Here is a 21,676-nt window from a genome sequence, read left to right as displayed (position 1 = left end):
AATCTACTGCTTGAGTAATATGGTCTCGGCTTCGTCTAAGCGCAGGGAGAGGGTGTAGTTGTTCACGATGATGGTGATGGGGTCGCCGAGTGGGGCACGGCTGTTCAATTTCACCGCTGTGCCGGGTATGCAGCCCATTTCCAGCAGCTTCAGCCCCATCTCCGGGTCCTCCAGAGAGCTAATCACGCCTTGCTCGCCTATCTCCATGTCACGCACTGATCTGGTTTTCTTATGCTCTTCTGCCTTTTGTCGCACGTCTTGCCTCTCCTTTATTTAGACTGTTTATAAACAACTGCAAGTTACAAGGTGTTCAACTTTAAAGCAAAAGAATTAATCGTTTGGATATCCGGAGGCGCACCCTTTTGGGGATGAGGAGGTTAGAAGGATCAGGGAATCTGGAGATGTGGCGTTGGATTAAGGTATTAATGGGTTGATGGGCTACCTGGGCGTCCCTTAGTTTCGGAAGTATAGGCGGGAGGACTTGAACCTATACTTCAGAAGCCGCCCCTGAAAGTACAGGCAAGAGGACTGCACGTATAAGTTGAGAGTATAAATTCTGTGCATACTGAATTATCTAACCCGGAACATCGATGAGATTCATACGTTCAGCACCGGCGATCATACTTCAGACACAGCACATTTTCCAATCTCTAAATCAGCCCTACTCCGAATAGAAAACCCGCTTTACGCGCGTGCTTACATTGGTCAGCAGCTCATAGGGGATGGTGCCGATGCGCTGGGCCAGTTCCACCAGCGTGAGCTCCGGCCCGAACACAATGGCTGTGTCCCCGGCTTTTACCTGCAGTCCCGTCACATCTATCATGCACATATCCATGCACACGTTGCCGATAAGCGGGCAGCGCTGGCCGTTGATGAGGACCTCTCCTACCCCGTTGCTGAAGCGGCGGTCGTAGCCGTCGGCGTAGCCAATGGCGATGGTGGCGGTGGTTTTAGCCACATCCGCAATCCCTTTGCGGCTGTAGCCTACCGTCTCGCCCTGTTTTATACTTTTCACCTGGGAGACAGTGGTTTTTAGCGTGCTCACTGGCCGCAGCGCCTCCTGCTCCGAGCCCGTCGCCTCTACCCCATACAGGCCGATGCCCAGGCGCACCATGTCCAGCTGGTGCTCCGGAAAACGCACGATGCCCGCTGAGTTGAGGATGTGCTTGATGACTTTATACTTCAGGCGCTCCTCCAGCGCAGTGGCCATACTTCTGAAACGAGAGATCTGCAACTGCGAGAAATCGTTATGGATGGCCTCGTCGGCCCCGGCCAAGTGAGAAAAGGTGCTGGCTACCTGTACCTGCGGGTGCTGCGCCAGCAAAGCAAACAAGGCCTCAAAATCCTCGGGCACAAAGCCCAAGCGGTGCATGCCCGTGTCCAGCTTGAGGTGGATTTTATACTTTACGTCCGGCTCCAGCGAAGTCACAAAAGCCTGCAGCTGCTCCAGCGCATAGATCTCCGGCTCCAGACTGTACTGCCGCAGCTTGGGGAAACTGTCGGGCGAGGGGTTCATGACCATAATGGGCAGCGTGATGCCGTTCTCGCGCAGGGCCACGCCTTCGTCCACGTAGGCTACCGCCAGGTAATCCACCCGGTGAAACTGCAGCAGGTTGGCCACCTCGAAGCTGCCACTGCCATAAGCGAAGGCTTTGACCATCACCATCAGCCTGGTATCCGGGGCGAGTTTGGTGCGGTAGTAGTTGAGATTGTGCACCAACGCATCCAGGTTTACCTCCAGCACCGTGCCGTGCACTTTCTGCTGAAAGGCCTGCACGATCTTTTCGAACCCGAACACGCGCGCCCCTTTCACCAGGATTAACTCATTTCTGAAATCCTCAGCTTTAAACTGCTGCAGGAAGTCTCTGGTGCTGCCATAAAATAAGGCTTCGCCTGAAAACTTTAACTGGTGATGGCTTATAGTTGGGCCTATGCCGATGACTTTATCAATACCACGGTTTTGTATCAGTAACGCCACCTGGCTATATAATGCTGCTTCTGACAGGCCGGACTCCAGCAGATCGGAAAGTATAACCGTACGCTTGCCTCGCTGTGGCTGGTTGGCCAGCAGGTCCAGCGCGATGGCCAGGCCGGCCAGGTCGTTGTTATAGGTGTCGTCGATGAGGTAGCAGCCGTTGATGGCCTCCTTCATCTCCAGGCGCATGGCCACGGGGTGCAGGCGGTCCAGGCGGTCCTGAATCTCGGAGAGCGGCAGGCCGCGGTGTAAAAGTATGGCCAGGCAGTGTAGCGCGTTTTCTACCGATGCCTCGTCGGTAAACGGAATGGCCAGGCGCTGTTTCTCTCCCCCGAAAGTATACACTATGATGGTCCGATGGCCGGCTGTGGTAGTGGCGTTGATGTATAGGTTAGCCTCGGGATGCTGACGGCTCCAGGTGAAGGAGTTTATACTTTGAAGGAGTACGGCCTGGTGCAGCAATTTGTAATCAGAGCAGTAAAACAGCCGTTCTACGTCTTTAAACAGTTTTAGCTTTTCCTGCACCTTCTGCTCACGGGAGGTAAAGCCTTCGTCGTGGGCCGTGCCGATGTTGGTAAAGATGCCGAGGGTGGGACGGATGATGGGCTGCAGCTTCTCCATCTCGCCGGGCTGCGAGATGCCCGCCTCAAAAATGCCTAAGGTATGATTGGGCTGCAGTTGCCACACGCTCAGCGGCACCCCCAGCTGCGAGTTGTAGCTGCGCGGGCTCTTTACCACCAGCTCCTCCGGGCTCAGTAGCTGCGAGAGCCATTCTTTTACAATCGTTTTACCGTTGCTGCCCGTTATCCCGATCACAGGTATGGAGAATTGCGCCCGGTGCCACGCCGCTACCCGCTGCAATGCCTCCAGACTGTTTTCCACCAGCAGGATGTTGGCCTCCGGGTAGAGCCGTTTCAGCTCTTCCAGATCGCCCTGCTCCAGCACAAAAGCCCTGACGCCCTGCGCGTACAGCTGCGGCAGGTATTTGTGGCCGTCGTTATACTTGCCCTGGATGGCGAAAAACACCGAACCCGCCGGTTGCGAGAGCTTGCGGCTGTCGGTGAGCAGGTGCACGATGGGCAGTGGCCGCACAAATTGTACTTCCTTGCCTTGGGTTATACTTTGTAGTTGCTGAAACGTGAGCATGTGGCAAAGTTAGAAAGTTGGGAAGTTAGAAAGTTAAAAAGTTAGGGGAGTTTAGGAGTTAGAGAGTTTAGGAGTTTAGGAGTTAAATATTTGCACAAACAGGCCTCGACCTTTTCTCATGATACTAGCAGCTACGAAGTTTATACTTTAGCCGATGTAATCACAGACTCCCCTCCTTAGACAAGGAGGGGTAGGGGTGGTTGGACCGCGGTAAGGTAATCCTATTCAACCATCCAGCCTGTTAACCTTGCAGCATAACCATTCCACAAACAACGAGCAACAATTAACAACCAACAATTCTTTACCTTTGCGCTCTTTATCCTTTTTCCGGCTTTTCATGGAAACACATAACCAAAAACCCTATTACGCTGCGGGACTGGCAGCATTCATTATCTGGGGCTTCATCCCCTTTCCGCTGAAAGCACTAGCCGAATACCCTAGCGGTCAGATTTTATACTTTCGCGTGGCATTCTCAGTAGGCCTGCTGCTGCTTATCTCGCTGCTTTTCCGCCGCAAGCAACTGCTGGCGACGCTAACCCAGGTAAAGAACTCCAGAGCCCGCGAGAAGCGCCTGTTCATCCTTTTTACCTTCCTGGGCGGCGTGCTGCTCACCACCAACTGGCTCTCGTTTATCTACGTAGTTAACCGCATCGACATCCAGACCGGCTCCTTTTCTTACCTGCTCTGCCCTATACTTACGGCCGTACTCGGGTTTTTATTGTTGAAAGAGAAGCTGCGGGTAAACCAGTGGTTGGCTATCGGGCTGAGCGCACTGAGCTGTGCTCTGATCGGCAGCGGCGAAATAACAAGCCTGCTCTTCAGCTTGCTGATTGCCCTGAGCTACGCCTTTTACCTGATCACGCAGCGCCTCATGAAGGCCTATGACAAGATAGTGCTCCTGAAACTGCAGCTTATCCTTGCTTTCGCGTTCATCGGGCCGTTTTATACTTTCTTTACCGGAGGCAATGCCCGGCTGGACGCGCATTTTTTTATGCATGTGGGCTTACTGAGTGCTGTGTTTACGGTACTGCCGCTGTTCCTGAACCTGTTCGCCCTTAAAGAGCTTACCTCGGGCACCATTGGCATCCTGATGTACATCAACCCGATCATCAACTTCCTGATGGCCTTTTTATACTTTGGCGAGCAAACCACAAGCACCAAGGTAGCCGCTTATATCCTGATCTTCATCTCGGTGATCATCTACAACATCAACCTGAAGGGCCGCAAGAAGCGGGGTGACGGCCTGGTGATACCGCCAGTTGGTACTACGGCGGTGGTGAAGTAGGTTTGTAATTAAGTATAAGATTCAGTCTGCGATTCAGCTGGCTTGAAAAGGCATATTTATACTTGAGCTATACTTTATACTTATCTGGCGCAAGCATCCGCTTGTGTCTTCCATAGCTGTTGCATCCCGCAACTAGAATCAAGCTATACTTTCTAGCTGCTGCTGATCCTCCAGACTATACTTACCCATCGTTTCATTTTACACTTTGGTGCTCTCAAGCCCGAGAGGGCTCGTCCTTTGGCATCGCGCTGTGTTCCCTCCTGCGCCAGGGCGCTGCCGCATGCGCGGCACCGGATCTCACAAGGCGCTCAACCCAAGGACTGGGATCAGTTCGATAGCCGCTGCTGATGCAACTTGAACTGAGCTCCCTCCCCTGTTCTTAGGGGAGGGTTGGGGTGGGGTGAAAAGGAGGGGCAGGGGTGGTTGGACCCTGGGCTGCAGCTCTCCTGCTCTTTGGGGTTACTCGCCCTAAAACAAAAGCTCCTCACCAACTATCGTCAGTGAGGAGCTTTTCATACTTGTTATACTTAGTTTGTGGTAGTGCCTTGCTGCTTTTGCTTCTCCATCTGCTGCATTTGGCGGGCGGCGGTATCTACATTGGATTCTACGTCGCCGAACTGGTCGGCCTGCTCACCGGTTACGGCTGTGTCGCCGATGGGGGCAGGGCGCGGGTTGCTTAGATTCGCAGCCCCTTCGTCACCCTCCACAACCGCCTCTGAGGTGCCTGTGTCTTTTTCCTCCTGCATATTCTCAGCACTTTGACTGCAGCCGAAGCCTACAACCGAGGCAAATGCCAGCACCAAGCCTGATTTTACTATATCTGATGTCTTCATGATTCGTTGTTCATTAGTTCTTCGGCTTTTTTAACGGCCTCCGCGCCGCTTAGGTTATGCGGCAGCGAGCATACCGTGCTGTCGTCTCAGAATCCGAAACCAACCATCACGCCTGTTCTGGCTCTGTTGCCTTCCTGGAACGAGGTCACGAAATCTACCCGGAATACTTTAAAGATGTGCTCGATGCCCAGCCCCAACTCCAGGTAGTGCCGCGAGGCCTGCGTGTTGAGGTAATTCAAACTCACCACCTCCTGCCACTTCAGCTTTCGGAACAGCGGAATTTTGTTGAACAGGAAGCCATTGAAATGATGCTCGTAATGCGCCTCCAGGTAGCGGTTGTTGGTGCTGTAGCGGTAGTAGTCGAGCAGTTGAAAGCCTTCGTAGGTGCCCGCAACTAAGGTGCGGTTGCCATTGAAGTGCTTATAGTCCAGCAGGCGCATGTCTTCCTTGCCCCAGAACACCGCCCCCAGCACGCTATACTTGCTGCGGCCCAGCAGGCCAAAACTCACGTCATCAGCTATACTTAATCCGGCCGTGCTGTACTTCACATCGCCCCCCAACACCTTAAGACCACCCCGGTAACTTAGGGTAAGCGTGGGATACCTGGATGGCAGGTTGATCTTATTGTCGGGGCGGGAGATGTAGCGCTGGCCCGGCTTTATACTTAGCGCAGCCGTAAAAGTCAGGGCCTGGTGTGGCGTGAAGGCGGCATCTTCCAGTTCAGCGTTTACCGGCACGTTAGGCGTGAAGCGGCTTGGCTCATCCGTACCGCGGTCCCTGAAACTGAAGTCGGTGGTGTTCTCCAGCGGCATGCGGTGCGCATAGTTAACCGAAGTGGTCAGTCGCAACCCGTTCCAGAGTTCGCTGCGGTAGCTTACCTGCCCATAGTCGCGCTGGTAGAGTTTCAGGTAATTGCGCTCGGCTAGTAACGTATAAAGCGTGTTCACGAAAGGCGAGATCGGGTCCAGGTAGTTGATCTGGGCCACGTAGCGGCCGCCCTCTATACTTATGGTGCTGTTTTTAATCGGGTCGTACTGGTAACTCAGGTTTAGTTTGGCGTTCAGTTTCTGGTTGCTAAACCCGTAGCGCACCGTAGGCTCTACCTGGTAATAGGTCCGGTCTTCAAACGACTTGCGGTAGCTGACGCGCACATCCGCCGCCACGCCCTCTACGGTGTTGTACTGCAGAATGCTTGCCCCGCCCGACAGGCTCAGCAGCGGGTCGAAACGGTAGAATTTGCGCTCGTAGCTCTTCGAATACGTATAACCGCCCATCAGAAAACTGCCGAAGGAGGGCTTGTTGCGTACCGCGTCGAGTGAGTCCTGGTAAGGTTTGGAGTTTTTGATGACTTCGAGGCTGTCCTTTTTGTGGTAATCCACCACCTCCTCCTGCGTGAGCGGCACCGGCCTGATGGAGGCCCAGTAGGCCGAATCGCGCTTGTTGGCGTTTTTCTCCACCAGCAGCACCTCCTTGCTGAACAACTCATCGCTTACCACGGGCTGTGCCGGCCGCTCCGCTGCTTCTGGCGCTACTACTTTATACTTGGGTTTTTTGGCTGGCCTGGCTGCGGCAACTTCTGTTTCCGGGGTCGGCTCCGGCGCTACTTCCTCCACCCTCGGCGGTGTAGCATAAGCAGGTTGCACTTTGTAGTTAGAGTACACGCCCATGGCATAGCCGCCGCCTTTAAAGCCCAGGCCCGCCGCCTCAAAGGTAAAGCGCTGCGACACCGGCATCCATACTTCCTCTGCCACCGGGGCATACACTTGCCGTACCCGTATCCAGTCCACAAACTCAATTCCGGCATCCTTGGTGAGCCTCAAATCAGTGCTGTGGATGCGCCAACTGCCGTCTACAATGTAAATGTTACCCGCAAAAACCGGGTCGTGTTTGCGGCGGGGAATGACTTTGATCTTGTTGATGGTGCGGCCGTTCTCCTGGAAGGTGCCCAGGTACTCGAAGCGGTAAAACATGAAGGCATTATTGGCCAGCGGCGACACAAACCCGCGCTCGCTCAGCCCCTCCACCTTCAGCAGCGGGTCGTAAAAGCTGATGCTCATTTCGGAGGCCTGGTTAAAGCTGAAGCCTCTTTTCTGGCCACTCACCTTGCTCGAGATCATCCGCTCCGAGATCTTGTTCGGTTTCTTAAACGCCAGCTCTGACACCGACTCCGACAAGTAGACGATGCCCGTATCCACATCCACAATCTTGATACCTAGTACTTTTGCAGGCACTTTATCCATGCGGGCCACGCCTTTCATGTACACACGGGCGCTCCAGGCATTCACCTCGTCGCGGTGGTATTTGCGCAGCCGGATGGCGTTGCGCATGATGGCGTAGGCGGGGTCTTCGTCGGAGGCTTTCACCACCACTTCCTTCAGGTTGAGCACCTCGGGCTGCAGCTGCACGTTCAGCTCCTGCGCCGCCTCGCCAATGGTGACGGTTTGGGTATGGGCGCGGTAGCCCACGTACTTAAACTCCAGCGTATAGGTGCCCGGGCTGAGCTGCAGTTGGTACAGGCCCTGGTCGTTGGTGGCGGTGCCGCTGGCGGTTTCTTTGATGTAGATGCTGGCAAAGGGCAGCCCCTTGTTGTTTTCATCGGTGACGCGGCCGCGCAGCGTACCTGCCATACTTAGGGCAGGCAAAAGGAGCAGCAACAAAAGCAGGTAGGTGTGGCGCATGTGCTAAAGGGTTAGTAGCAAACATATCAGCTAAAAAGATACGCAGGAAACACCTAATCGTCAGCACAAAACCACAATTTTATACTTTGCAGAAGGGCTCCCTGCTTAGGTAGAGCCCGACCCGGCGGTAAGGGTTGCTTTTTTGCTGCGCTTATTTTTGTACTGTATGTTCAGGATCACGCCCAGCAGCACCAGCGCCATGCCCACATAGGTCCCTACATGAAGCAGCTCCCCAAAGAAAAAGAAGCCGAACAGCAGCGCGTAGATGATGCCGATGTAGGTGAGATTAGCCACTTTGGAGATCTCCTCGTGCTGGTAGGAAAGCGTCATGTAGTACTGGCCCAGCTGCGTGAACAGGCCCACGAGCAAAAGTATAACCCACTCCCAACCCTCGGGCTGCACCCAGTTAAACAAAGTATAAATACCCACTACCGGCAGCGTGACCAGCGGAAAGTAAAAGATGATGACCAGCGGATGCTCCCTCACGTTCAGGCGACGCACAATGCTGTAGGCCACGCCCGTAAACACGGCACTCACCACGCCCAGCCACAAGTATAAACTGTCCACATTTGTCTCCACGCCCTCAATTACCAGCACGCCTGCAAACGATACCAGAAAGAACACCCACTGCCAGGGCTGCACCCGCTCCTTCACAATAAAAACGCCCAGGATAGCCGTGAAGATCGGAGACATGTACTGCAACGTAGCCGCCGTGGCCAGCGGGATGTTCTGCAGCACGTTAAAGAACAGGATCAGGGCCACTGCTCCGAAAGCCCCGCGCGCGAACAGCCATTTGCGGTTGTTGCCCCACACGCTCACCCCAGCCCGGCGCAGAAACACCAGGCTGATGGCCAGCGAAATCAGCGAGCGGAACAAGATAATCTCCTCGGCCGGGATACGCGGCACCCCTTTCACGCACACCTGCATCAACGCAAAAAAGAACGTCGACAGCAGCATGTACACCACTCCTTTTGATACTTTCATGTTATACTTCCCGGCCGCAAAGGTAAGTTTAATTGCTGGTCTGAATCAGGATTTTCAGGATGAGAGGATGGGCAGGATTGTGGTAACGTTTCCAACCACCCCTAACCCCTCCTTGTCCAAGGCGGGGAACCTGTCATTGCTCTAGCCAAAGTATAAGTTTCACAAAAGAGGCTGTAGCGCGGACAGGTCGCGACCTGTCCCTACAAAACCAACTCCTAAACTCACTTAACTTTCTAACCTTCTAACCTTCTAACTTTTTAACTCCCCAACTCTCTAACTCCTAAACTCCCTCAACTTTCTAACTCTTAAACTTGTTTTATCTTTGTAAAAGCTGATTTATACTTTTGGAACGCGACAAGAAGCAGAAAACCTATACCCCCAAGGAGGCGCTGATCAAAGCCGCCGCCTATTGTGCCTACCAGGACCGCACCCAGCAGGAGGTGCGCGGCAAACTCTACTCCTACGGCCTAGAACCCGACGATGTGGAGGAGCTGATCGTGCGCCTGAGCCAGGAAAAGCTGATTGATGAGGAACGTTACGCCCAGAGCTACGTGCGGGGCAAGTATGGCCTGAAGAAGTGGGGCCGCCGCAAGATCATGCAGGGCCTCAAAAGCAAAGGCATCTCCGACTACTGCATCAAGCAAGGCCTGAAAGAGATTGACCCCGACCTATACGAGCAGAACCTGCTACACCTGCTGGAGAAGAAGAACGCCACCGAAAAGGAGAAGAACCCCTTCGCCCGCCGCCAGAAACTCACCTATTACCTCATGAGCAAAGGCTATGAAAGCGACCTGATCCAGGATGCGCTGAAGGGGTTGGAGGAAGGATAGAAAAGTATAACCTGCCGCAAGCTTAGCGGTAGCGTAACTTGTGGCAGGGAAAGCAGGCTCAAGTTGGGCCTAGTATTTTTTGTATTTTGCTTTTGCACGATTTATTCTACATATAATGTTGACAGGTCAAAGAAGCCTCTGGTTATCTACAATTTACAAAACGCATTAAAATCATTTGAAGAAAAAACATAACATAGCCTTTTTTCATCCTGCCGGAGAAGAAGTCAAAACTCGTATTGACTTCGATTCAGAAATTGAAGAAACATTAATCTATGAACTTCTTAAGCTCGAAGGCTACCTCATCTACCAGTTTATCCTTCCTGACTATCAATATGTGATGTCTTTTGATGAGCTGAGTGAGCAGGGTATAAGGTTTAAGTTATTCGAAAAAGAAAGAAGGACTTGGTTTGGTCTGAGCAAAAAGGTGGAGCAAGAACTACTAATTTACCCTAAAGATGGTTTCTTCTATCCTTATCAATATGGAACTTATTTCTATCTCTTCAGCAGAGAAGAAATAAAAGAGAATGAATTTCTTAAATGGATGGATAAGCAATTCCCAAACAGATGGACTGACTTTGATGAAACATTTGCTGGCTTGAACAGCGATACAATGAAGTTCCTTCATGAACCCGATTATATTCTTGTAACGAATTACGACTATCAGAAGGAATTTGGAATAGTTGCAAGCAAAGAAATATGCGCTGCTTTGATAGCCAGATTAAAACAAGCAGCCTTTCAGTCTTTTGAAGCTGAAGAATACATACAAAATAAAGAATAACAAGTCACAATTATACCTATAGGGCAGTTACGCCACCCTAAAACCCAGTACGATTGGCTGCTCTAGTCGCACCCCCTACCGCTTCGGCCCCATCTCCGGGTTCTGGATTCTGCGCTGGGGCACCAGCACCACGCGGCGGCCGGTTATCTCTTCCAGCATCGGCTTTAGAATCTTCTCAGCGTTTACCTTCGTTTGGTTAAGTATGCCAGAGCGTAGGGCGGCGTCTCTCACGTTGGCTTCGGCATACCTGTAGCTTTCCTGCACCAGGTCGGCGTCCTGGAAGTAGGTATTCTCCTTGCTGAAAACCTTGGTCTTGTTGTGGTCGATTTTGTAGTAGCACAGCTCCGGCTCGGGTAACGCTACCTGCACCAGCGAGTCGCCCAGAAACTCAATATCGGCTTCGGTGATTTTAGTAAAGTCCAAGCAGCCTACGGCCTCGCCGGACACAATGAGCGCCACCTTCGAGTTCGGGATCCAGCGCGAGACCTCCTTTTCATACTCCACCACATCCTTAAAATTGTAGCGCACCAACTCCATGCGGCCCAGGTCCTCCACCGAGGTAAGCACGGTACTGAAGTTTACGACCACTTTCGGCTCCTCTTTCACGTCCGGCTTGCTGAAGTAATCGCCGACGGTACGCCACAGAAAGAAACCGAGCCAGACAAGTATAACCAGGGGAAGCAGTTTAAATAGAAAACGAAGTAAGGGCATGTAGTACTTTGTATTTTACGGATTATAGGTACACATACGGTGTTACAAATATTGTGCTACAAAATGCGGCCTATACCTGCAGCCCCAGCCGTTCCCGGAAGCCAGCGTTACCCTGCAGCCCGCCCGTATGCAACACTACAATCCGGCTGCCCCGCGCAAAAAAGCCCTCCCGGATAAGGTCGAACAAGCCGTACATCATTTTGCCAGTATAGATCGGATCAAGCGGGATATGGTACTTCTGCCTGAACTCCTCCATAAACGTTAGCAGCTCCGGCTTTACCTTGGCATAGCCCCCGAAATGGTAATCGGAGATGAGTTGCCAGTTGCTGTAGGGATGGCCACTGTAAGCCTGCACCAGTTCCGCTACTTCCTGCTTTAAAAACTCGCCTCCTTTCAAAGCCGGAAAACCGAGCACCTGCTTCTCTCCGGCCAAGCCTGCTACGATGCCTGCCAGCGTTCCGCCCGTACCCATCGCGCTGCAGATGTAATCATACTTTAAGGGGATGTCCTGCACAATCTCGGCGCAGCCTTTTATGGCCAGCAGGTTGGTGCCACCTTCGGGCAGCACGTATACATTGCCAAATTGCTGCTGCAGTTCCTCCAGAAAATCTGGCTCGGCTTTCAGTTTATACTTCTCGCGGCTGATGTAGTGCAGCTCCATGCTGCAGGAAGTGGCAAAACTAAGGGTAGGATTGAGCGGCAGATGCTCCTCACCCCGGATGATGCCGATGGTTTTGAGACCATACTCCCGTCCTGCCGCCGCTGTGGCTGCAATGTGGTTGGAGTAGGCCCCGCCGAAGGTAAGTAACGAATGATGTCCCTGTTGCCGGGCCTCCTGCAGGTTATACTTGAGTTTGCGCCACTTATTGCCCGAGATGTGCGGATGCAGCAAATCCTCGCGCTTCACCCACAGCTCCACCCCCTGCTCCCGCAGCAAATCGTCCTCCAGTTTCTGTAACGGTACCTCCTCCATACTTGCAATATTTACAAAAAAGAAGCCCCGGCAAAAGCCAGGGCTATACTTTATAAATTGTCTGAATCAGGATTTTCAGGATAGGAGGATGTGAAGGATAGCTTTACCAGGTCCAACCACCCCTAACCCCTCCTTAGCCAAGGCGGGGAACTCCGTAATTACTCTGGCTGAAGTATAAGTTGCATTGCTGCTGGTGTAGCGCGGACAGGTCACGACCTATCCCTACAGAGCCAACTCCTGAACTCCCAAAACTTTCTAACCTTCTAACTTTTTAACTTTCTAACTCAGTTATACTTTCTCTACGATCGGTTCCTCTACCGGTTTGGTCCTTACAGCGTAGAAAATGGCGCCGGCCACAACCAGCACAAGTATAATGGACGAGATCAGCGATACGGTATTGCCGGTGTAGTAAGACTGCGGCGCGAACTTAAACTCGATGGTGTGCTTGCCAGCCGGCACCTCCATGGCGCGCAGCACGTAGTTGGCGCGGATGTGCTCTACCGGCTCCCCATCCAGGTAGGCTTGCCAGCCGGCCGGGTAGTAGATCTCCGAGAACACGACCAGCCCTTCTTTGGCAGCCTCATACTCATACTTGAGGTAGTTTGGCTCATACTCCGTCAGCTTGATATTGGCACTGTCTGCACTGAAGAAGCGGCGCTCAATCGGAAATTTCTTTACGTCGATCACAGCCGTGGCACCGGCATCAAACATGGTTAGGGCGTCCAGCTCGGCATCCGGCGACTCTACCGGCTGCACTTCCTCTACAAACCAGGCATTGCCCAGGGCGTCCGGAATGCGCTGCACCGGCTGCTGCGGGTTGCCCGTAATGGCATAGCGGGTGTTGAGCATGCGCAGCACCTCCAGGTTGTTCTTCGAAATCTGGCGGTCGATCAGGTCCTGGTAGCGACGCAGCTTGGCCCCGTGGTAGCCGCCTACCGACTTGTGGAAGTAGGAAGTACGGGCATCGTTAAACGGATTGGGCAGGTTAATAACGCGGTAGCTCAGGCCTCTTTCCGGGTCCTTGTCCTGCAGGATCATCTGGTCAGCAGGAGTGGGCTGGAAGAAATTGGCCTCCACGCGGCGCTCGAAGTCACCGTTGTTCAGGTAGCGCTGATCCACCGACCACAGATCCACCAGCACCAGTATTCCCACACCGGCCATGGCCACCGTAGCCGATACCTTGTTCTTCACATAGAAGTATAACAGGCCGCCAGCCAGCAGGATAAACACCAGCGAGCGGAAGGCATCGGAGCGCATCATACTTTCGCGGTCGGCGCGGATGGCGTCGATCGGAAACTGCGCCTGTATCAGCTGCTGGTCGGCGCCGGAAACAAAGCTGGCCGTACCAGCAAAGAGCCACACCAGCAAACAGATGCCGGCCGTGATGCCTCCCGAAAGCAGCAGTTTTTTATCTAAATCCTTGAGCTGGTTTCTTTCGTTGATCAGTTTCCAGAGGGCCAGTATAGCCAGGAACGGAATGGTGATCTGGGCAATGACGAGTGCCGACGATACTGCCCTGAACTTGTTGTAGAGCGGGAAGTAATCGAACATGAAGTAGTTGAAAGCCTCGAAGTTCTTACCCCAGGCCAGCACAATGGAAAGGATGGTTCCGGCCACCAGCCAGCTTGTCCAGCGGCGATCTACGATGAACATCCCCAGTACAAACAGGAATATCACCACAGCGCCCACGTACACCGGGCCGCTCGTCATGGGCTGCGGACCCCAGTACATGGGCAGACCCTGTTTCACGAGCTGCTCTGCCTGTGCCGGTGCGGCTCCCATTTTCGTAAAGGCATTATACGTTTCAGAATCGGTGTCAAGCGGCGCGCTGCTGCTGCCGCCGTAAAAGTCCGGTATTAGCAGGGTCATGGTTTCGCCTACGCCGTAGCTCCAGTTAAAGGCATATTCGCGGTCTAGTCCGCTTCCTACGCCATCGCCACTGTTTGGCTGCGTGAGTTCGGATTTGCCCCGGATGCTGTACTCGGTGTACTCGGCCGTGGTATACAGCCTGCCGAAGTTCACGCCCACGGCCAGTATGGCCGCCACCAACAGCACCACGCCACGCTTCAGCAGCTCGGCAAAAGTGCCATGCTTGATCGCGTAAATGATCTCCACCACGGCGAACACCAGCACCAGCAGCAGCATGTAATAAGTCATCTGCAGGTGGTTGAAGTGCAGGTTCATCGTCAGGCCCACGGCAAACAGGGCCGCTCCGATCCAAAGGTTTTTGCGCAGCGCATAGATCAGGCCAGCCAGCACCATCGGAATGTAGGCAATGGTCAGGGACTTGGTATTATGCCCCGCCTCCAGGATAATGAGGTTGTAAGACGTAAAGGAGAAGGCCACCGCCCCTATAATGGCCAGCCAGGAGCTCATGCCCATGGCCACCAAGAGGATGTAGGCGCAGATCAGCGTGATAAAAATATTCCCTGCCAGAGCCGGCAGGTCGAATGTCAGGATCTTGTGGATGTAGCCCGACCAGTCGCCGGGGAATTTTGTCTGGATGAGGTAGGCCGGCATGCCTCCGAACATGGAGTTGGTCCAGAGGGCTTCCTCGCCGGTGCGCTCGCGGTAATCCTGGATCTCTTTGGCACCGCCCTTGAACTGCAGAATGTCGTGCTGGGCGAGGCCTTTGTCCTGGAACAGGACCGGCGAGAAGTAGACCGCCGTGAGCAACAGGAAAATAAGTACAGCGATGGCATGCGGCAGCACATCGCGTTTAAAATTAAAGGGAGTCGTCATATCTTTCAAAAAGCCCGGAATAGAGCTTGAAAGATAATAGTTTTATTTTACTTCTTCATAATCCACGTACTCGCCGCCCTTGAAACTCTTGCGCTCGGGCCGCTCCGGAATGTAATCGATAGAAACATCGCCTTTCGCGCGGCCGTTCTGACTTTGCTGCTCCTGTTGCTGGCGCTGCTGCTGATGCATGTTGGTGTAGAAAAAGGAGCCATTGCGCATCTTTTTCCGGATAAACATCCCCAGCAACCACCTGAACAGCGGCGGCGCTACCATGCGGATGAAGAAAATGATGAGTAAGGTGGTGAATATGAATTTGATCATTGTGCTGAAATCTCTTTGAAAAGTACGCCAGAGCATACTGCAAAAACAATACCTATACTTGTTTACAACTCCTTTGCCAAGCTTTTGTTACCTGACTTTTTGGCGGTGTACGGCAAAGATAAAGAGTATAGTTTTCAAATGCAGGTTTTGATGGCTTAGTTCCGGTCTGGCACGGTGGGTTATACTTTCATTGGCTGGTTTATACTTTCGCCATACTTTATACTTCCCCTACTTTCTGGCGCAAGTCTTCAGACTTGTGTCCTACGGTTGATGTCGAGTCTGTGACTTGAGTGGCTTGAAAAGCCATAATTCATACTTTGGCCATACTTTATATTTCCCACTATTCTTTCGCTGTTCCGGACATCCTTGTCCGGAACCAATTCTGCTGCGGATTTCTTAATCCGCGTAAGCCATACTTATACTTGCTGATTCATACTTGGGCTATACTTTATACTTTCCTGGCGCAAGCTGAAAGTCCCGGAGCATTTCGGAGCGTCCGCTTGTGCCTTTCATACTTTGCTCATACTTGGTGGTTTATACTTTCCTAGCCGCTGCTTCCTCCCGCTTGAACCAAGTTATACTTTCTAGCTTCCGCTGATCCACGGCTTTACAACCTGCTTGTTGCATTTATACTTTGGTTCCTTCCTGGCCAGGAGGCCTCGCCTTGGGGGTAGGGGCCCTCGATAAGGGCATCGCGCTGGGAGCTTTTCCTTTGCTCCTGCGTCGCAATGCCTCGCTGCCGCTCGTCACCGGAAAAACTCGCATAGGCGCTCAACCCAAAGGCTGGGATCAGATTCGATAGCTGCTGTTCTTGACGATGAAACTTATACTTATCCATAAAGCAACCTCAGCAAAGTCCCCCTTTGAAGGGGGCAGGGGGATGATCATCATCTGCTGAATACTCCCTCCCCTGTTTTTAGGGGAGGGTTGGGGAGGGGTGTATACTTGGGAGGGGTGGTTGGACCCGGAGTAGCGCCTTCCAGGCACAAGCGGGGAAGTATAGCCAAGCATACACCAGACACCAAAACAAAATCCCTCTTCTGCCAGGCAGAAGAGGGATTTGAGCAACTTTATACTTCTTACTTACTCATATACATATTCCGCTCGGAGTATACTTTGGTGAAGTAATCGTCGTGCAGGTCGTCGATGAAGTAGATGGCCTCGCCGGTGGACTTCATCTCCGGGCCGAGCTCCTTGTTCACTTCCGGGAACTTGTTGTAGGAGAACACCGGCACCTTGATGGCGTAGCCTTCTTTGTGCGGGGTAAAGTTGAAGTCCTTCACCTTCGCCTCGCCCAGCATGATCTTGGTGGCGTAGTTGATGTACGGCTCGCGGTAGGCCTTGGCAATGAACGGGAACGTACGCGACGCACGCGGGTTAGCCTCGATGATGTACACGATCTCGTTCTTGATGGCAAACTGGATGTTGATCACACCCACCGTCTGCAGGGCCACCGCAATCTTCTTGGTGTACTCCTCAATCTGATTGAGCACGTTCTCGCTCAGGTCAAACGGAGGCAGCACGGCATAAGAGTCGCCGGAGTGGATACCAGCCGGCTCGATGTGTTCCATGATACCGCAGATGTACACGTCCTCACCATCGCAGATGGCGTCGGCCTCGGCCTCAATGGCATTGTCGAGGAAGTGGTCGAGCAGCACCTTGTTGCCTGGATGATCCTTCAGCAGGTCGATGACGTGGGCTTCCAGTTCCTTGTCGTTGATCACGATCTTCATGTTCTGGCCACCCAGCACGTAGCTTGGGCGCACCAGCAGCGGAAACTTCAGCTCTTTGCTCAGTTCCAGCGCTTCCTCGGCCGTCTCGATCACGGCAAACGGCGGATACGGGATACCCAGGTCGCGCAGCAGCGAAGAGAATGAACCACGGTCCTCGGCCAGGTCAAGGGCCTGGTAGCTGGTGCCCATTACCTTGATGCCGTAACGGTCCAGCTTCTCGGCCAGCTTCAGGGCAGTTTGCCCGCCCAGTTGCACGATCACGCCCTCCGGCTTTTCATGAAGTATGATCTCGTAGATGTGCTCCCAGAACACCGGCTCAAAGTATAGCTTGTCGGCAATGTCGAAGTCTGTACTTACGGTCTCAGGGTTACAGTTGATCATGATGGTTTCGTAGCCGCACTCCTTGGCAGCCAAAACGCCATGCACGCAGCTGTAGTCAAACTCGATGCCCTGGCCAATGCGGTTTGGACCGGAGCCCAGCACCACCACCTTCTTCCTGTCGGAAACAATGCTTTCGTTCTCGCCCTCGTAGGTGCTGTAGAAGTATGGCGTTTTGGCTTCGAACTCGGCTGCGCAGGTGTCCACCATTTTGTACACGCGGTTAATGCCCAGCTCTTTGCGCACGTTAAACACTTCGCTTTCCTTGCAGCGCAGCAGGTGGGCAATCTGGCGGTCGGCGTAGCCTTTCACCTTGGCATCACGCAGTAAGTCAGCCGGAATGGTAGCCAGGCTATACTTCTCGATCTCCTTCTCCATCATGTCCAGCTCCTCTATCTGGGCCAGGAACCACGGGTCGATTTTGGTGATCTTCTGGATCGTGTTCGTCGGGATACCGATGCGCATGGCATCTTTTATACTAAACAACCTGTTCCAGCTTGGGTTGGCAAGGCTGTGGATAAGCTTGTTGTAATCGGTTTCTTCTTTGCCGTCGGCACCGATGCCGTTGCGCTTGATCTCTAAGCTCTGGCAGGCTTTCTGCAGTGCCTCCTGGAACGTACGGCCAATGCCCATTACCTCTCCCACGGATTTCATCTGCAAGCCAAGCCTGCGGTCCACGCCCGGGAATTTATCGAAGTTCCAGCGCGGGATTTTTACGATCACGTAGTCCAGGGCAGGCTCAAAGTAGGCCGATGTGGTTTTGGTGATAGCGTTCTTCAGCTCGTCCAGGTTGTAGCCGATAGCCAGTTTGGCCGCGATCTTGGCGATGGGGTAACCCGTTGCTTTGGAGGCCAGGGCCGAGGAGCGCGATACGCGCGGGTTGATCTCGATGGCAATGATCGTGTCGTCGTCGGGATTAACCGAGAACTGCACGTTACAGCCGCCGGCAAACTGCCCGATGCCGTTCATCATTTTAATGGCCAGGTCGCGCATTTGCTGGTACACAGTGTCCGGCAGCGTCATGGCCGGAGCCACGGTAATCGAGTCGCCGGTGTGAATGCCCATCGGGTCGAAGTTTTCGATGGAGCAGATGATGATCACGTTGCCCAGGTTATCGCGCAGCAGTTCCAGCTCATACTCTTTCCAGCCCATGATGCTTTGCTCTACCAGCACTTCGTGGGTTGGCGAGGCGTGCAGGCCGCGGGTAAGGGCCGCGTCGAACTCCTCAGGGGTATTAACAAAACCGCCCCCCGTACCACCAAGGGTAAACGAAGGGCGAATCACCAACGGGAAACCGATTTCCTGGGCTATCTCCTTGCCCTCTAAGAACGAGGTGGCTGTTTCTCCTTTACAAACGTTTACGCCCAGCTCCAGCATTTTCAGACGGAATTGCTCGCGGTCTTCGGTGGTCTCGATGGCCCTGATGTCCACACCGATAATGCGAACGCCATACTTCTCCCAGATGCCGGCCTTATCGCACTCGATGGCCAGGTTCAGGGCTGTTTGTCCGCCCATGGTAGGCAGCACAGCGTCAATTTTATGTTTTTCTAGGATCTCAATGATGTACTTCTTCTCCAATGGCTTCAGGTACACGTTATCCGCCGTAACCGGGTCCGTCATGATGGTAGCCGGGTTGGAGTTAATGAGTGTAACCTCTATACCCTCTTCTCTTAAAGAGCGGGCGGCCTGGGAGCCAGAGTAATCGAATTCGCAAGCCTGGCCGATAACGATTGGTCCAGAGCCTATGATGAGAACGGATTTAATGGAGGTGTCTTTAGGCATTGGGTGGTATGTATAAATTGCCCAAAGTTAAGGCAAAATGTTGGGGCTCGCAACGTAAAAGTGCCTAGATGTGGATTATTTTAGAGGATGCCCCCGCATCAGGCACAAACAAAGCGGCGGCTTTGGCAGTACCTGTATGTATAGATAACCAGGAACCAAACGCTAAAAATCATGGAAACACCAAAGGAAGACGACATCATTACCAACGCCGACGAGAGCAAGCGCCTGCCCGACGAGAACCCGGAACCACTGGAAGGAGTGAAGAAAGAGGAAACCGACATACTCGACAGCGAACCGGAGGGCAAGGAGGAGGGTGGCAACGTAGCGGCCAAGAACGAAGAGGACACCCGAAAACTGGACGGCAGCAATGCAAACAACCTGCGCACCAAGTAAGGGAGAAAAGTATCTATAAAGCTCCTCAGCGGCATTTTACGGCCGCTGAGGAGCCTGCTGCCCAGTTCCGGACAGGGCGTTATAATGCGCAATAGTTATATTATTTTTTTTAGTTCTATTACGATTTATGCCTTGGATTTGAGCAGATAATTCCTTAACATTAAGGAATGTAATCGGACCCTAAACAGCGGCCTATGGTTCTAGCCTCTACTCCCTTTCACCACATAGAGTACTATGCAGCCCACAACGTGATCGTAAGCCAGTGGTATGGGCGCTGTACAAGCCAGGAGTACCGGAATACGCTCCTCCAATTCCTGCACCTGGTGGATGAGATGCACACGCCCTACGCTATTGCAGACCGGCGCTTGCTGGCCGCCATATCGCTGGAGGACGCCCGATGGACACTACAGGAGTTCCTGGAGGGTTTTCGCAGACTCCCGCTAAAGCGCTTTGCCTTTATCAACTCCTTCGACCCTGTTGCCCAAAAGCAGCTCCAGTATTTTATGAACACCAATAAGATAGAGCCTTTCCCCTTTGAGGTTGCCGTGTTCGAGGACCTGACCTCCGCCTACGAGTGGCTTGTTGCGGCAACCGAGGGCAATCACTTCCCGGCCGCCTGAGATTCCTGCCGCACCTGCTGCAGGGTGGCGCTCAACTGCTCGTAAGACTGAAAGCCGCGCGCGGCCAGGTATAACTTGCCGCCTGCCTCGCATACTACCGCCGGGAAACCGTTTATCCCCCAGTTCTCCACCAGCTCAAACTCCTCCCGCGCTTTTGCCAGGTACTTCTCATCTGTAAACTTCTTCCTGAAATCCGCCTCGTCGGCCCCGAAGGCGCGCACCACCGGCAGGTATGTTTCCACCTCGTTCAGGTCCAGGCCTTCCACAAAGTGCTGCTCTTGGATGGCTGCCGCCAGGGGCACCTGCTGCTCCGGGAACTGCTCCTTAAGTATGGCCATGGCCACAGCCGGCGGCTCAGAGTTGCTCATGTACGTGCCTTTGTCCAGTATTTCGCGGTGATAGGTGTCCGTAAGCTTCACGCCGGTCATCTCCTCCAGGCGGGGGCTGGTCTGCTTAATGTAAGCGGCCATGCCGCTGATGGGGCGCACGTTGTTGCCGCGTATCATGCCGCCGCTCAGCACCTCGAACGTGTACTCCTGCTCCTCATACAGGCGGGAGATAACGGGACCCATGCCATAACACCAGCCGCACAGGGCATCCTGCACATAGTATACTTTAGGTTTCTCCATTTTTATATCTTCTTAAGTATGTTTCTCCTTAACCACCCGGATGCGCAAAAGTTTACCAGCAACAGCCTTACCGGCCAGGCAGCAATCCTATTTTATACTTGCGCCGGGTTTATACTTGCGGCCTGTTTGCCTGCCCTCTCCTGGTAGGATTCAGAGAGGCATCGGGCCCTGAAACTGCGTTCAGAAGCCTGCAACCCAACCGCCCCAGTGCCCCTGCAGTGGTACTTTGCAGGCATCGCCCCGCTATAAAAGCCTATTTTATAAGGAAGTATGATATCAAACCATGTACAATATTTATACTTTTTATGCGATAGCTCGTAGAATCAACATTAAGTTAAACCAACATATAAAAACAAACACTTAATACTATGAAAAAGAACTTGATAACCTTCTGCGCCACAGCCTTTGCCATAACTGCCTTTACTTTCGGCTGCACGACTTCTGACAGCACCACCGACAGCGAGGGAATGGATACAACGGAGGAAGATTATGGCACGACGACCGGCACCACCACGAGTACCACCGGCACGACAACAGGAACGACGACAGGAACAACTACGGGAACTACGACGACTGGCACAACCACTGGCATGACGACCGGCACAACCACTGGAACCACCACCGGCACAACTACTGGTACTACCACTGGAACCACTACCGGTACCACAACGACAGGTACTACGACTGGCATGACCACCGGTACCACAACCGGAACTACCACTGGCACCACGACAGGAACGACTACTGGTACTACGACTGGCACGACTACCGGCACCACCACCGGTACTACAACAGGCACCACAACCATGTAACCATAGGTAACCTTAATCCGATAACAAGAAAGGCAGACACCACCAGGTATTTGCCTTTCTGCTTTTACGAGTA

General features: G+C 53.2%; 17 protein-coding genes. 6 read left to right on the top strand and 11 right to left on the bottom strand.

The genetic code is table 11. The features are described from left to right. Positions 1–3 precede the first annotated feature (3 nt). Together A3841_RS07895 and A3841_RS07890 are read right to left on the bottom strand one after the other, a co-directional pair. Positions 4–255 (bottom strand): FeoA family protein, encoded by a 252-nt coding sequence (locus tag A3841_RS07895; RefSeq protein ID WP_235861325.1) that lies wholly within the window; start codon positions 253–255, stop codon positions 4–6. Between the two features lie 406 nt (positions 256–661). After that, complete coding sequence (locus A3841_RS07890; RefSeq protein WP_073851745.1) at positions 662–3,121, bottom strand: bifunctional UDP-N-acetylmuramoyl-tripeptide:D-alanyl-D-alanine ligase/alanine racemase; 2,460 nt, start codon at positions 3,119–3,121, stop codon at positions 662–664. Positions 3,122–3,458: 337 nt separating this feature from the next. Here A3841_RS07890 and A3841_RS07885 point away from each other — a divergent pair, with 337 nt between their 5' ends. Continuing rightward, positions 3,459–4,406, top strand: a complete 948-nt coding sequence (locus A3841_RS07885) for an EamA family transporter (protein WP_073851744.1) — start codon at positions 3,459–3,461, stop codon at positions 4,404–4,406. A gap of 527 nt (positions 4,407–4,933) precedes the next feature. Here A3841_RS07885 and A3841_RS07880 read toward each other — a convergent pair. From A3841_RS07880 to A3841_RS07870, 3 genes are all read right to left on the bottom strand, one after another. After that, a complete protein-coding gene (locus A3841_RS07880; RefSeq protein WP_073851743.1) occupies positions 4,934–5,239 on the bottom strand; it encodes a hypothetical protein in 306 nt (101 codons plus the stop codon). A gap of 86 nt (positions 5,240–5,325) precedes the next feature. Next, positions 5,326–7,917 (bottom strand): DUF5686 and carboxypeptidase regulatory-like domain-containing protein, encoded by a 2,592-nt coding sequence (locus tag A3841_RS07875; RefSeq protein ID WP_073851742.1) that lies wholly within the window; start codon positions 7,915–7,917, stop codon positions 5,326–5,328. Positions 7,918–8,022: 105 nt separating this feature from the next. Continuing rightward, positions 8,023–8,901 carry a DMT family transporter gene (locus A3841_RS07870; RefSeq protein ID WP_235861324.1) on the bottom strand — a complete coding sequence of 293 codons (879 nt, stop codon included), beginning with the start codon at positions 8,899–8,901 and terminating at the stop codon, positions 8,023–8,025. Positions 8,902–9,245: 344 nt separating this feature from the next. On the opposite strand from A3841_RS07870, the gene A3841_RS07865 reads away from it, so the two are divergent. Further along, positions 9,246–9,731 carry a regulatory protein RecX gene (locus A3841_RS07865; protein ID WP_073851741.1) on the top strand — a complete coding sequence of 162 codons (486 nt, stop codon included), beginning with the start codon at positions 9,246–9,248 and terminating at the stop codon, positions 9,729–9,731. Positions 9,732–9,906: 175 nt separating this feature from the next. After that, a complete protein-coding gene (locus tag A3841_RS07860; RefSeq protein ID WP_083610255.1) occupies positions 9,907–10,509 on the top strand; it encodes a hypothetical protein in 603 nt (200 codons plus the stop codon). A gap of 75 nt (positions 10,510–10,584) precedes the next feature. Here A3841_RS07860 and A3841_RS07855 read toward each other — a convergent pair whose 3' ends face one another. From A3841_RS07855 to carB, 5 genes are all read right to left on the bottom strand, one after another. Then, positions 10,585–11,220 carry a DUF4230 domain-containing protein gene (locus tag A3841_RS07855; protein ID WP_073851740.1) on the bottom strand — a complete coding sequence of 212 codons (636 nt, stop codon included), beginning with the start codon at positions 11,218–11,220 and terminating at the stop codon, positions 10,585–10,587. 70 nt (positions 11,221–11,290) lie between these two features. Further along, a complete protein-coding gene (locus tag A3841_RS07850) occupies positions 11,291–12,193 on the bottom strand; it encodes a 1-aminocyclopropane-1-carboxylate deaminase/D-cysteine desulfhydrase (protein WP_073851739.1) in 903 nt (300 codons plus the stop codon). Positions 12,194–12,481: 288 nt separating this feature from the next. Then, positions 12,482–14,935, bottom strand: coding sequence for a YfhO family protein (locus A3841_RS07845; protein ID WP_073851738.1), 2,454 nt, complete (start codon positions 14,933–14,935; stop codon positions 12,482–12,484). A 42-nt stretch (positions 14,936–14,977) separates the two neighbouring features. Further along, complete coding sequence (locus A3841_RS07840) at positions 14,978–15,256, bottom strand: DUF4834 family protein (RefSeq protein ID WP_073851737.1); 279 nt, start codon at positions 15,254–15,256, stop codon at positions 14,978–14,980. A gap of 1,079 nt (positions 15,257–16,335) precedes the next feature. Beyond that, entirely contained in the window at positions 16,336–19,149 is a 2,814-nt protein-coding gene (gene carB, locus A3841_RS07830) for a carbamoyl-phosphate synthase large subunit (RefSeq protein ID WP_073851735.1), read from the bottom strand. A gap of 171 nt (positions 19,150–19,320) precedes the next feature. On the opposite strand from carB, the gene A3841_RS07825 reads away from it, so the two are divergent. Beyond that, positions 19,321–19,542, top strand: coding sequence for a hypothetical protein (locus tag A3841_RS07825; RefSeq protein WP_139307909.1), 222 nt, complete (start codon positions 19,321–19,323; stop codon positions 19,540–19,542). A 194-nt stretch (positions 19,543–19,736) separates the two neighbouring features. Continuing rightward, complete coding sequence (locus A3841_RS07820) at positions 19,737–20,162, top strand: hypothetical protein (RefSeq protein WP_073851733.1); 426 nt, start codon at positions 19,737–19,739, stop codon at positions 20,160–20,162. Here A3841_RS07820 and A3841_RS07815 read toward each other — a convergent pair. Next, a complete protein-coding gene (locus tag A3841_RS07815) occupies positions 20,144–20,791 on the bottom strand; it encodes a DsbA family protein (RefSeq protein ID WP_073851732.1) in 648 nt (215 codons plus the stop codon). The genes A3841_RS07820 and A3841_RS07815 overlap by 19 nt on opposite strands. 368 nt (positions 20,792–21,159) lie before the next feature. Here A3841_RS07815 and A3841_RS07810 point away from each other — a divergent pair, with 368 nt between their 5' ends. Continuing rightward, positions 21,160–21,603, top strand: a complete 444-nt coding sequence (locus tag A3841_RS07810; RefSeq protein WP_206073069.1) for a hypothetical protein — start codon at positions 21,160–21,162, stop codon at positions 21,601–21,603. Positions 21,604–21,676 lie beyond the last annotated feature (73 nt).

This window comes from Pontibacter flavimaris, assembly GCF_001907195.1.
Taxonomy (GTDB): Bacteria; Bacteroidota; Bacteroidia; order Cytophagales; family Hymenobacteraceae; genus Pontibacter; species Pontibacter flavimaris.
The sequence above is the reverse complement of the archived record's forward strand: the minus strand, read 5'-3'. Positions and strand labels throughout refer to the sequence as shown.